Annotated in this window: 11 protein-coding genes and 1 tRNA gene; 6 read left to right on the top strand and 6 right to left on the bottom strand. The window is 43.5% G+C overall.

From position 1 onward, the window contains the following. Positions 1-3 precede the first annotated feature (3 nt). From PBAL39_RS09565 to PBAL39_RS09555, 3 genes are all read left to right on the top strand, one after another. A complete protein-coding gene (locus PBAL39_RS09565; protein WP_008240750.1) occupies positions 4-1,089 on the top strand; it encodes a sensor histidine kinase in 1,086 nt (361 codons plus the stop codon). A gap of 8 nt (positions 1,090-1,097) precedes the next feature. Continuing rightward, on the top strand, positions 1,098-1,859 hold the full coding sequence (locus PBAL39_RS09560; RefSeq protein ID WP_008240748.1) for a LytTR family DNA-binding domain-containing protein: 762 nt from the start codon (positions 1,098-1,100) through the stop codon (positions 1,857-1,859). A gap of 67 nt (positions 1,860-1,926) precedes the next feature. Further along, positions 1,927-3,255: a PhoH family protein gene (locus PBAL39_RS09555; RefSeq protein ID WP_008240746.1), complete on the top strand. Its 1,329-nt coding sequence runs from the start codon at positions 1,927-1,929 to the stop codon at positions 3,253-3,255. A gap of 91 nt (positions 3,256-3,346) precedes the next feature. Here PBAL39_RS09555 and PBAL39_RS09550 read toward each other — a convergent pair whose 3' ends face one another. Continuing rightward, positions 3,347-3,949: a GIN domain-containing protein gene (locus tag PBAL39_RS09550; protein WP_008240744.1), complete on the bottom strand. Its 603-nt coding sequence runs from the start codon at positions 3,947-3,949 to the stop codon at positions 3,347-3,349. A gap of 182 nt (positions 3,950-4,131) precedes the next feature. Here PBAL39_RS09550 and PBAL39_RS09540 point away from each other — a divergent pair, with 182 nt between their 5' ends. Continuing rightward, positions 4,132-5,415, top strand: coding sequence for an ATP-binding protein (locus PBAL39_RS09540; protein ID WP_008240743.1), 1,284 nt, complete (start codon positions 4,132-4,134; stop codon positions 5,413-5,415). Here PBAL39_RS09540 and PBAL39_RS09535 read toward each other — a convergent pair. The 5 genes from PBAL39_RS09535 to PBAL39_RS09515 form a co-directional block, all read right to left on the bottom strand. Next, positions 5,412-6,281: a DMT family transporter gene (locus tag PBAL39_RS09535; RefSeq protein WP_008240742.1), complete on the bottom strand. Its 870-nt coding sequence runs from the start codon at positions 6,279-6,281 to the stop codon at positions 5,412-5,414. The two genes, PBAL39_RS09540 and PBAL39_RS09535, sit on opposite strands and share 4 nt — an antisense overlap. 2 nt (positions 6,282-6,283) lie before the next feature. After that, positions 6,284-7,375 (bottom strand): GAF domain-containing protein, encoded by a 1,092-nt coding sequence (locus PBAL39_RS24610; protein WP_008240740.1) that lies wholly within the window; start codon positions 7,373-7,375, stop codon positions 6,284-6,286. A 226-nt stretch (positions 7,376-7,601) separates the two neighbouring features. Further along, positions 7,602-7,672, bottom strand: a tRNA-Cys gene (locus PBAL39_RS09525). 98 nt (positions 7,673-7,770) lie between these two features. Beyond that, positions 7,771-8,727 (bottom strand): cation diffusion facilitator family transporter, encoded by a 957-nt coding sequence (locus PBAL39_RS09520; RefSeq protein WP_008240736.1) that lies wholly within the window; start codon positions 8,725-8,727, stop codon positions 7,771-7,773. 35 nt (positions 8,728-8,762) lie between these two features. After that, positions 8,763-9,296, bottom strand: a complete 534-nt coding sequence (locus PBAL39_RS09515) for an RNA polymerase sigma factor (protein WP_008240735.1) — start codon at positions 9,294-9,296, stop codon at positions 8,763-8,765. A 735-nt stretch (positions 9,297-10,031) separates the two neighbouring features. Between PBAL39_RS09515 and PBAL39_RS09510 the strand changes: the two genes are divergently transcribed. Both PBAL39_RS09510 and PBAL39_RS09505 read left to right on the top strand, forming a co-directional pair. After that, positions 10,032-10,346 (top strand): hypothetical protein, encoded by a 315-nt coding sequence (locus PBAL39_RS09510; protein ID WP_008240732.1) that lies wholly within the window; start codon positions 10,032-10,034, stop codon positions 10,344-10,346. Positions 10,347-10,433: 87 nt separating this feature from the next. Beyond that, complete coding sequence (locus PBAL39_RS09505) at positions 10,434-11,567, top strand: mechanosensitive ion channel family protein (protein WP_008240730.1); 1,134 nt, start codon at positions 10,434-10,436, stop codon at positions 11,565-11,567. Positions 11,568-11,608 lie beyond the last annotated feature (41 nt).

Below are 11,608 nucleotides of genomic sequence, written 5' to 3'. Positions count from 1 at the left end.
AATATGTTTACCAAAAACCCAAAAGATTTCTATAAGTATTTCAGAGTGATTATCGTATCTGCGGTATTTATCAGTTTTTATCTGCTGGCTTTCATGATCGATCCATATCGTTCCTGGGCAAGTTTCTTCAACAGGGATGTTTCACACATTGTTAAAGAGTGGATATTTGTGCTGGTATTCTGTTTCCTGCTTACGGAGATCAGCTTGTCTATCGCACGTGCGCTGGATAAAAAAGTGCCCTGGGTATCTTTCCCTGCGCAAAGGTTCTTGCTCCAGTTTAGTATACAGATCCTTGCCACAGTGTTGTTTCTGTATGTTTATATGAACACTACACTGCTGCTTTTTGATGGTCCTAAGTTTAGTGAGCTCAATGCAATCGCGTTGAGGCAGCAATTCGTGGTGAGTGTCATTCTTTCCGTATTGATCAGTCTGATTTATACGGGTAATTTTTTTTTGGAACAATGGAAGGCGGCAATGCTGGAAACCTCCAATCTGAGCCTGCGTGCAGCAGAGCTGAAGCAGATTGCACTGGAAGCAGAATTGCAGTCGCTGAAGATGCAGCTGGACCCTCATTTTATGTTCAACAACTTCAGTACGCTTTCCGCCCTGATTGCCGAAGATCAGAATGCTGCTCAGCATTTTCTGGAGAACCTATCCAGGGTGTACCGTTACATGATCATCAACGTGCATAAAAATGTGATTTCTGTAGAGGAGGAGATCCATTTTGCAAAAGCCTACTTCTACCTGATCAAGATCAGGCTTGGTGAGAATGTGAAGATGGAGTTGTCACTGAAGGATGATACTTTCCGGAAAGGAATTCCACCCATTACTTTACAGCTGCTGATAGAAAATGCAATAAAACACAATACGGCCTCGCGGTCCAAACCACTGACCATAAAGATTACTCAGGATGAGGAAGGCAACTTGCTGATTATGAATTCTCTGCAGCGCCTGAATTACAACATCCCTTCTACCTGCACGGGACTCAAGAATATTGAAAGCAGGTATCGCCTGCTGTCGGACCGCCTGCCGGAAATTACCGAGCAGCATCAGCTGTTTGTTGTGAAACTGCCGCTAATGAACCTATAAATGAGCACATGAAGATATTGATTATTGAAGACGAGATACATAACGCAAACAGGCTGCAGTCGATGGTCAGGGAGATTTGTCCCGACGTGGTCATTGCTGGCATACTGGAGAGCGTGGCCGATAGCATAGACTGGTTTAAACACTATGACGAGCCCGACCTGATCCTGATGGATGTGCGTCTTGCAGACGGACTTTGCTTCGAGATCTTTTCGGCCTGCACCATTACGGCGCCGGTCATCTTTACCACGGCCTATGATGAATATGCCATCCGTGCCTTTAAGGTAAACAGTATTGACTACCTCCTGAAGCCGGTGCACAAACCGGAACTGGAAGCTGCGTTGTCGAAGCTGAGACAGATTTCAGGAAATCAGCATCAGGCAGACCCTATGATTGCCAACCTCGTGGAAATCATCAAAAAGCAGGAACCTGTTTATAGGAACAGGTTTCTGATCCAGGTGCCCGACGGCTATCGGACGGTTCATGTAGATGACATTCAATATATCTATTCGGAATTTAAAGTTACACATCTGGTATTGACAAATGATACGGTATATACAGTGTCGCAGACCATGGATGAGCTCGAAGAGCAGCTGGATCCGGGTGTTTTTTTTAGGGCCAACAGACAGCACATCATCAGTGTCCATAGCATCAGGGACATCCATAATTTTTTTAATGGCAAGCTGAAGGTGGTGTTGCACAAACATCCTGAGGTGGAGATCCTGATCAGTCGCGAAAAAGCCGCGCTGTTCAAACATTGGCTGGACCGCTAAACTGATATACGCCGGAATGAGAAACAGGCATTGTCGGGATACATAAAAATTGCTATTTTTAAGTGCTATGAGTAAATCCCTAAAGATCTTTGTGCTCGATACCTCTGTGATCCTTTACGATCACAATGCCTTCAACAACTTTCAGGAACATGATGTGGCCATTCCTATCCAGGTGCTGGAGGAATTGGACAACATGAAAAACGGAAATGAAACCCGCAATGCCGAGGCCCGCAGTTTCATACGCCTGATGGACGAGGCTTCATCGACGCAAATGCTCAACAAGTGGATTTCCCTAAAGGGGCAGAAGCAGGGTAAGTTCAAGGTAGTGATGGACCACAAACCCAATCTAGCGGACGCTGAAAGGATCTTCGGTCGCGATAAATTTGACCACCGCATCCTCAATGCGGCGCTGAGCCTCAAAGAAGAATTTCCAAAGAAAAAGATAGTGCTGGTATCCAAAGACATCTGCCTGAGGTTAAAGGCTAAGGCGCTTGACCTGTATGCGGAAGATTATGAAACGGGAAAGGTTAAAAATGTAGATGACCTCTACACCGGGAAGAGCATCGTGCTGAAAGTTCCGGTGCCACTTTTTGAGCAACTGAGGGCGGGACAGCAATTGGATGCCAAGGCTTTTGACCTACCCGTGAAAGATGCGAATCATTTTTACGTGCTGAAATCGGGCCGCAAGATGCTCACTGCATATTACGATCAGGAACTAAACAGTTTATCGGTAGTCTCCGCTCAGAAAGTTTTTAACATCGCACCCAGAAACCAGGAGCAGGCGATGGCGATCGCAGCACTCATGAATCCTTCCGTAAAACTAATCACCATTCAGGGGAAGGCGGGAACCGGTAAAACGTTGCTGGCGATTGCTACGGCGCTTGAACAGCGTAAGGACTACCGTCAGATTTATGTGACACGCCCGATTGTGGCCCTCAGCAATAAGGACATAGGTTACCTTCCCGGCGACATTAAGTCGAAGATTGACCCTTATATGGCTCCCATCTGGGACAACCTGAAGTTCCTTAAAGAACAATATGCAGAAGATACGAGGATGCAGGCGCGCATTGATGAATTTGTGAGTAAGGAGAAGATCGTCATTGCCCCATTGGCGTACATCAGGGGAAGAACACTGACCAAGATTTTCTTTATTGTAGATGAGGCGCAGAACCTGACACCCCATGAAATCAAAACAATCATTTCCAGGGCAGGAGAGGATACCAAGATTATTTTTGCAGGAGATATCTATCAGATTGATACACCTTATCTGGATGCGGAGAGTAACGGACTTTCTTACCTGATTGAAAATGCCAGGAAACATCCATTGTATGCACACATTACGCTGGATAAGGGAGAGCGAAGTGAACTGGCTAACCTGGCCAATGACCTGCTCTAAGGACGGCAATGATAAAATAACAGCGTAGATAAAAATAAAGCCTGCATTCGCTAGAATACAGGCTGTTTAATGGCATTGAGGGAGAGAACGGCTATTTACTCACCGAAGTGATGGCAGCAATATTTTGTGTTTCTGCAACTGTGGTGCTGTCGGTTTTTAAGGCTGCGAAATCAGACATTTTCAATTTGATGACATCTGTTTTGATTAAAGTATGATGTTTTGATGAGCCTGCCAGTTTCAGGTTAGATTTGTTTTTCATGTTGGTGTATAGGCTGGCTACGTTGGCATTGACATCGGCTTTGGCATTGTCCTGCAAAAAGATCTGAAGTACATTCAGGTTGAAGTTACCCTGAGTTTTTACTTTTGCATTGCTGGAGGCATCAATTCTGTGCAGGTCTTTTACATATACATAAATTACCGCCGGATCGTTGTTTTTACTATCAATGTAAAGATTGTAACCTTTCTGGCTGATCTTGATCTGCTCCCTGTCGGAATAGTCGTGGATCCTGATGTTTTCTTTTTCCGACTGTACCAAAACTACATTGGCGTTGCCGGTGACGATTACTTTGTTGAATGGCTGAAGGGGGCCTTTTTCCATTTTGATTTTGCTTTGGGCAAAGCTGCCTGCTGTGGTGGTTAGAATGGCAGCAGCGACAAAGGTTGATGCGATTAATTTTTTGATAGCAGTTTTCATTTCTTTCTATGATTTAAGTGATAAGTTTTTATTCGTTTTGTTGATAAGACGCGGTATATGTAAGAACGTTGCAAGTGATTCTGCTTCTTTATACCAGTTGTGGAAAGAAATCGATCAACTGGCCGATTTATTCGACAAACAGAAATGAAAAATCATTAACTTTATCATTATACCACTTAACTATGTCAAATCAGGTCAACATTACTTCTACAGGCATCAAGAAGGTGCTTCGCTTATACAATGAACAACAGTCACTTGCGGAATATATATGGAACGGCTTTGATGCCAGGGCAGATACCATCCATATTGATTACGCGCATAATGAGCTGGGTACGTTGGAAAGCCTGAGTGTGTCGGACAATGGTTATGGCATTAATTTTTCCCTGCTGAAGGACAAGTTTAATCCATTTTACGAATCGGAGAAGGCCATAGAACAAAGGGTACACCGTCACAAGTCGACCATGCATGGCAAAAATGGTGTGGGTAGGCTTACGTTTTTTACATTTGCTTATGATGCGGAGTGGAATACGACTTATGAAGACAACGGAGTTTTTAAAAATGGAAGCATCAAGGTTTCCGGTGGTTTGCTGAACGACTATGATTCCAGACTGCTGGAGGAGAACATGGGCATTACAAAAACAGGGACAACGGTTTCTTTTTCCAATATTAAGATTTCTAAAGAAGACCTGGAGCAGGTCATCATTCCCTATCTGCAAGCGGAGTTCTGCTGGTTCCTGGAGCTCAATAAAAACAGGGGGTTCTCAATAGTGATCAATGGTACACCATTATCATATGAGGATAATATCCTTGATTATGATGATCAGATTGAGTTTCGTTATCCCGAGAGCCAGACGCTGTTTAAGGTAAAATTTATCCAATGGAAAGAATCTGTGCATAAGGAACTGTCCAAGAACTATTTCATCAATAGGAAAGGGGAGGAGGTGCACAAGGATTACACCACCCTGAATAAAAAAGCGGATGAATATTACCATAGTGTATTTATTGAAAGCGAGTTTTTTGAAGAATTTGATTTCAGTAGTACGGAGCATGAGCGGCAGGTAAAATTGTACAGTCGCACGAAATCTGCACCCGAATATAAATTTCTGATCAAGCAGGTGAATGCGCTGCTGCGGTCGAGGAGGAAACCTTTCCTGAAAGAATTTTCCAGCAGGCTGATTGACAAGTTTGAGTCTGACGGTCTGCTGCCCAAATACAGCAATCCTGACGATCCAAAAAGAGTGGATTTTATTGAGACCCTGAAGGTGATCTATGAGATCCAGCCCAAATTGTTTAGCGGACTCAGTATTGATCAGAAAAAGACTTTATTTGGATTGATCTCGGTATTGCTGAATTCCTCCGGGCGCGATCAGCTGTTCCACATCATTGCTGGCGTTGTCGAGCTGGAACAGGAAGAACAGGAGGAGCTTGCCAGCTTCCTTGGTACCAGTACCAAAATCCTTGTTTAATCTGTAGCGTGTAGCTTACTGCTTTTCGCGCTCATTGCAGATCCTGCACTGGCAATGATGATCATGACGATGGCTGTATATTCAAAGAAGTTCAGGTGTTCTTTGAGAAAGATGATGCCGCAGATCGCTGCTGCTGCAGGTTCCATGCTCATCAATATGCTGAAGGTACGCATGGGAATTCGACGTAGCGCACTCATTTCCAGGGTAAATGGGATGGCGCTCGACAACAGTGCCAATGCTGCTCCTGCAAGGAACAACTGAGGGGTGACTTTAGGAAATCCGCCGCTGCTGATCCCAAAGGGTAACACCAGCATTGTGGCGAAAACCATTCCTACAGCTACGGCCTGCCCATCGGGCATCAGTTTTGAGATTCTTCCACCCAGGACAATATATGCTGCCCAGAATCCACCGGCAGTAAGCGCAAGTAGTACGCCGAGCAAATCCACACCATTGGCAGACCATGGGCTGATGAGGGCAATGCCACCTGCTGCAAGTAGTACCCAGAAATAATCTATTGCTCTTCTTGATCCATATATGGCCAATAGGAGGGGGCCGACAAACTCAAGTGCTACACCCAGACCCAAAGGGACGCGTTTGATGGCCATGTAAAAGATGATGTTCATGGCGCCCAGGGTGAGTCCGTAAGGAATCACAGCCTGCCATTGCACCTTGCTGATTTTTCTGAAGTCAGGACGGTAGGCAGCCAGGAGGATGATGGCTGACAAGCCAATGCGTAAAGTAGCGGTAGTAGTGGGACCCAATATGGGAAACAGTCCTTTAGCAATTGCTGCGCCACCTTGTACGCTGATGATGGCCAATAGAACAGCCAGAACTGGCGGAATGCTCCACCTTTCACTGAATTTCATGTTTAAATGTTAACGTGCGTGATCATGTCTTGTATCTTCTCCTCCAGTTCATCAACCGCGCGTTCAAGCATCATGAGTTCCTCTTTGCTGGCCAGGTACTGATTGGCCTTAAAGATACTCATTAGTCCCATAATCGAAGAAACAGGTTTGCGTAATTCATGTGACTGCATGTAGGCAATGGTTTGCAGTGCCTGTTCTCTTTTGATGATTTCTTCCTGTGAATTCTTAAGTTCTGATATATTCCAGGCGCTGTAGGCTATGGCAACAATTTCATGGTCCGTGTTATAAACGGGCGCGTAATTGAACTGCCACCAGATTTTCAGGTCATTGTGCTGCAATTGGTTTTCATTTTTGATGTGCTCACCGAGACCCGCCCTTTTTACATTTTCCAGGAACTCAGATTTGAAATCCGGCCCGAGGTAATTTTCAATGGGCGCACCGCTTGTCATCTTCATACCATGTATGTCGGTCATGAAGTCCGACAGTGGTTTGTTGAAGTGGATAATGTTCAGGTTCCTATCGAGCAACAGCTGGCATGCGCCGGAACTTTCGGAAAATGTCTGTAGCTTCAGCGCATTCTCCCTTGCCTGTTGGTATTGCTCCTGTAGCAGCTTCATGCTGTATTCCAATTCAAATATACTGACTACCTGTTTGGCGAGGATACTCAGCATCTGCTGTTGCTGTGGTTCCAGGATCTGGGGCTGGTGTCCAATTACACAAAGACTGCCAACATTTAATCCGTCTTTCGTTTTTAAAGGGGCGCCTGCATAAAATTGTACATTTATTTCCCCTTTACGAAGTGGATTTTCTACGAACCTATCATCTTTTCCTGTGTCGGAAATCATCATAACTCCATCCTGTTGTATCGTGTGGTCACAAAAAGCGTGTGCCCTTGGTGTTTCTTCAAGAGAGGTACCAAAGCTGATCCTGAAATGTTGCGTGTCTTCGCCAACCATCGTAATCAGGGCAATAGGCGTTCCACAGAGCACTGAGGCAAACGTTACAATCTCTTTTAACTCTTCTTCCCTGCTGGTTTGCAGGGACATAAAACGCTCTGCAGCCAGCGATCTGTCCTTTTCGTTATCGTTCTTCATCAGTCTGTATGTAATTGTTATTACGCAATTTGGCTGCCATTCAGATTTCGCACGCGTACCCAGCAGATATTTTTGCGTCTGTTTGACGATTGATGAGTGATTTGTCCTTGGATATACAGACCAACAGAAATTCCCCATTGATGAACTTAGCAATCTGTAAATAAAGCTAATGTGACGATAGGATGTAGTAATAAAAAAGAGGCAAAAGCCTCTTTTCTGTTACTTGACGTCATGGACGGATTCGAACCGCCGTTATGGGTTTTGCAGACCCTCACCTCACCACTCGGCCACATGACTATAGAATTGAAGGCATCATTGTTCGGTGCCTCCGATACAAATATAATAAAGTCTACTAATATTATAGACTTTATTGTCATTTTTTTATTTCCCTGTTTTTATTGATCTGCAGAGGGCTGGATGATGATGTAATGTACCAGGGGGAAGCTGGCCTCGATGTCTTTTTTGATGACGGTGATGGCATCCGTAATTGCTGCTGTATTCATTTCGCTTTTAAAAACAACGATGGCCATCAATAAGACATCCTGAGGAGATTGATAGGTAGACATGATATGAAGCACTTTCTCGACAGCGGGATGCCCGGTGATGATGGAGGTAATTTTTTGTTGAGTCTCAGGGGCGATCCCTTCACCCATGAGCAGACTGCGGCTTTCGCGGGCCAGTATTGCTGAAACCAACACTAATAATAGGCCCACACAGACTGAGGCTACGCCATCCATAAACGGCAGCTGGTAATGGTGCCCGATGATCATGAAGACCAATACGATCAGCAGACCCATAACGGCCGCGCTGTCTTCAAACAGAACTAGAAAGCTGGAAGGGTCTTTACTTTTGACAATCGCCTTCCACCATCCTAGTCCATTGCGAAGCGCATTGAATTCTTTGATGGCAATATATAAGGAAGAGCTTTCAAAGAGAATGGAAAGTCCGATGACAACGTAGTTCCATGTAGGATCTCCGAGTGGTTCAGGTTCGATGATATGATCGATACCCTGGTAGATGGAGATTCCGCCGCCAAGTCCAAAGATCATGATGGCCACAATAAAGGACCAGAAATAGAGTTCCTTACCGTATCCAAAAGGGCGACCGGCATCCGCGGGTCTGCGGCTTCTTTTCAATCCGTAAAGCAGAAGCACCTGGTTGATGGTATCTACAAGGGAGTGGATGCCTTCAGAGATCATAGAAGAACTGTTGCTGAAAGCCCCTGCGATAAATTTGGTAATGGCAATCAGCAGGTTGGCCGCCAGGGCACTATAAATGGATTTATTATTTCTGATCGGATGAACAGGCTGTCTCATGATGGGCTTAAAATGAAAAAAGGCAATGTCGTTCATAACAATTGCCTTCTAGGTAGATGATGTATGGTGTCTTATGCGTATCTGCTGGTCCTTTTAAATTCCTCGCTGTACATTTTTAAATTTCCTTTGAGTACCTGGCGTGCCACATGGATGCGTGTTTTTACTGTTCCAATTGGAATGCCCAGCTTGTCTGCAATCTCATGGTATTTATATCCTTCAAAATATTTAATAAATGGCGTGTAATATTCAGGCTGCAGTTTTTCCAGTGCTTTTTGAATATCTTCCATCATCATCTTATTTTCTCCCTGATTGTTGGAGGCACTGCTGGTCAGCTGATAGGAGGATAGGTCTTCAGTCGTGGTAATGACCGACTGTCTTTTGGACATCCTTCTGTAGTTATTGATGAAAGTGTTTCTCATGATGGTAAACAGCCAACCGCGCAAATTCGTACCTTTTTGATAAAGGGCGGAATAACGGATGGCTTTTAACATCGTATCCTGCACCAAATCATTAGCGTCTTCAACATTTTTTGTGAAATTCATGGCGAAATTTTGCAGAGATGACTTGTGGTCATAAATCTGATAATTGAAGGTGATGTTTTTCATAGGTAGATGAAATTTGTTGATGGATTGTTTAAATCTGTTCAACAAAATACTTACAATTTGTGTACCAGTTCGAGAAAAAAATAGGATTTGTTTACTGAAAATAATATAGAAATTATAATTATTTAACATTTTTTTACAAATATTAGGAGCGTTATTATGCCTTAGTTGCCATTTAAAGCGTTTTAAGAGGTTTTTTGAATGTTTTTTTATTTTTTTTAAAAGATTTGAAAATATCAAAATTTATACTATTCTATTTTTTGGTCTGCACACTGAGCTGCACAGTGACGTTCAGTTTTAGGACACTTCTTGGTAATGGTTATTTCTTCGGAAATATGGAAAAAACAGATATTTTTTTTAAACATTTTGGGAATGATTAAATCGAAGTTTGTATCTTTAGCTCTATGAAAATGCTCGATATCAAACTCTTAAAGAAAATTTCTGAGTATGCGTACTCAGATTCAAATGGTTACGTGAAAGTCTCACCAAAAAGTAAGACTATGAAAAATATGGCTCAGAAAGGAATCCCCGTGCAGCACAAGGCACATGATTTTGTACGTTCATTGTCAGGTATTTAATGCCTGATGTGGAGGTGTTTTTCGTAGTTTTTAAGCGATTTTTATCTCTTGAAAATAGCTGAGCAGTGTCATTAAACTCTGTTTTTTATCGTTCTGAAGGATAATACTCAATTAGAATTTTTATATTTGCTAATATTTGTAGTATTACACCCAGATAGATATGACCGTTACCGTACTCGCAATTACAGAAACTGACGTTTCCCTAGCTGCTCCGCTGTCCACCGTAATGAATGAAAGGTTGAAGCGTCTTGCTGCAGAATTACAAAAGGTGCACCTGAAGGAACTGGAATCTGTTGAACCCCTGATGCAGGATATAGTAGTTTACATGAGTTACAATAGCAAGTATAACATCAGGTGGAAGATTGTAAATGATGTTCCTGATTTCATCAGTCAGGCCGTGGCTGATCAATGTGATAAGCTGGGGTACATCCGATGGAAAACCTCGTCTTTATATAACTTTAACATCAGAAAGTAGCGCTTTTCGTTTTAAAAATACAAACTATCCTGGTTCAGGATTGTTCATTTACAGGGGGCAGTTACTCCTCTTTTTATTGAACAGCCTATGGATTTGGATCGACTACTTAACTATCAGTTTTCCGGGATATTACATAACCTGATCACCGCCGCTGCCGCCATTCTCGCAGGGATGCTGATCAGCTTTCTTATCCGGAAGATCTTCATGATCTTTTCCCGGTTCTGGCTGACTTTTGTGATCAATTCCATCATCAAACATCTTCAGGGTCCGGTAAATGTTTTCCTGCCCCTGCTGATGCTCAATATCTCGCTGAGCTTTATGAAAATGCGCCCGCAGTGGCATTCGGCATTTGATAAATTACTGGAAATTACCCTTACCATCTTAATTTCTCTGATGCTGATCCGCATCATCAAAGTGCTTGAAGATTATTTTTATCATAAATATGATCTGAACAAGATTGATAACCTCAAGGAGCGGAAGTTACGTACGCAGATGCAGTTTGTACGTAAGTTTACCGTTTCCCTGATCATCATCATCACCATCTGTATTGTGCTGCTAAGCTTTGAAAGTATGCGGAAGGTGGGGGCAGGACTGTTGACGGGAGTCGGGATCGGAGGTATCATCATTGGTTTCGCTGCACAGAAATCCCTGGGAAACCTGCTGGCAGGTTTTCAGATCGCTTTTACACAACCTATCCGGATTGACGATGTCGTAATCGTCGAAGGGGAATGGGGCAGGATAGAGGAGATTACACTTACTTATGTGGTGGTGAGCATCTGGGACCAGCGGCGACTCATTCTGCCGATTACCTATTTTATAGAAAAACCTTTTCAAAACTGGACAAGGGTTTCTGCAGAACTCCTCGGTACGGTCTTCTTGTACCTGGATTACACGGTGCCAGTTCCGCCGCTAAGGGAGGAACTTAGCGCCGTCTTGACTGCACATCCGCTATGGGACAAAAGGGTCAATGTGGTGCAGGTGACCGATAATAAAGCAGATTATATAGAAATCCGTTTTTTGATGAGTGCCCGCAGTTCCGGAGAGGCTTTTGACTTGCGTTGCGATGTGAGGGAACATATGATTGATTTCATCCGGAGTAACTTCCCGGAAGCATTGCCAAAGAAAAGAATTGAGTATACCGGTGCAAACGAAAAAGGGACAACACGCCCGGACAGCCCCTTAAAGTCTGGTTTTAAAGCTGGAAATGAAAACGATTTCTAAGATGGCTTGTTATTCATGGAGAATATCCTAAATAAAAAACA

The organism is Pedobacter sp. BAL39, from assembly GCF_000170795.1.
Classification (GTDB): domain Bacteria; phylum Bacteroidota; class Bacteroidia; order Sphingobacteriales; family Sphingobacteriaceae; genus Pedobacter.
Note: the sequence above shows the minus strand (reverse complement) of the source record. Positions and strands in the feature narration are given on the sequence as shown.

What these genes read in the sequence shown, in the direction of transcription:
- PBAL39_RS09565 (WP_008240750.1), top strand. Translation starts at nt 4, where the DNA reads ATGTTTACCAAAAACCCAAAAGATTTCTATAAGTATTTCAGAGTGATT.
- PBAL39_RS09560 (WP_008240748.1), top strand. Translation starts at nt 1,098, where the DNA reads ATGAAGATATTGATTATTGAAGACGAGATACATAACGCAAACAGGCTG.
- PBAL39_RS09555 (WP_008240746.1), top strand. Translation starts at nt 1,927, where the DNA reads ATGAGTAAATCCCTAAAGATCTTTGTGCTCGATACCTCTGTGATCCTT.
- PBAL39_RS09550 (WP_008240744.1), bottom strand. Translation starts at nt 3,949, where the DNA reads ATGAAAACTGCTATCAAAAAATTAATCGCATCAACCTTTGTCGCTGCT.
- PBAL39_RS09540 (WP_008240743.1), top strand. Translation starts at nt 4,132, where the DNA reads ATGTCAAATCAGGTCAACATTACTTCTACAGGCATCAAGAAGGTGCTT.
- PBAL39_RS09535 (WP_008240742.1), bottom strand. Translation starts at nt 6,281, where the DNA reads ATGAAATTCAGTGAAAGGTGGAGCATTCCGCCAGTTCTGGCTGTTCTA.
- PBAL39_RS24610 (WP_008240740.1), bottom strand. Translation starts at nt 7,375, where the DNA reads ATGAAGAACGATAACGAAAAGGACAGATCGCTGGCTGCAGAGCGTTTT.
- PBAL39_RS09520 (WP_008240736.1), bottom strand. Translation starts at nt 8,727, where the DNA reads ATGAACGACATTGCCTTTTTTCATTTTAAGCCCATCATGAGACAGCCT.
- PBAL39_RS09515 (WP_008240735.1), bottom strand. Translation starts at nt 9,296, where the DNA reads ATGAAAAACATCACCTTCAATTATCAGATTTATGACCACAAGTCATCT.
- PBAL39_RS09510 (WP_008240732.1), top strand. Translation starts at nt 10,032, where the DNA reads ATGACCGTTACCGTACTCGCAATTACAGAAACTGACGTTTCCCTAGCT.
- PBAL39_RS09505 (WP_008240730.1), top strand. Translation starts at nt 10,434, where the DNA reads ATGGATTTGGATCGACTACTTAACTATCAGTTTTCCGGGATATTACAT.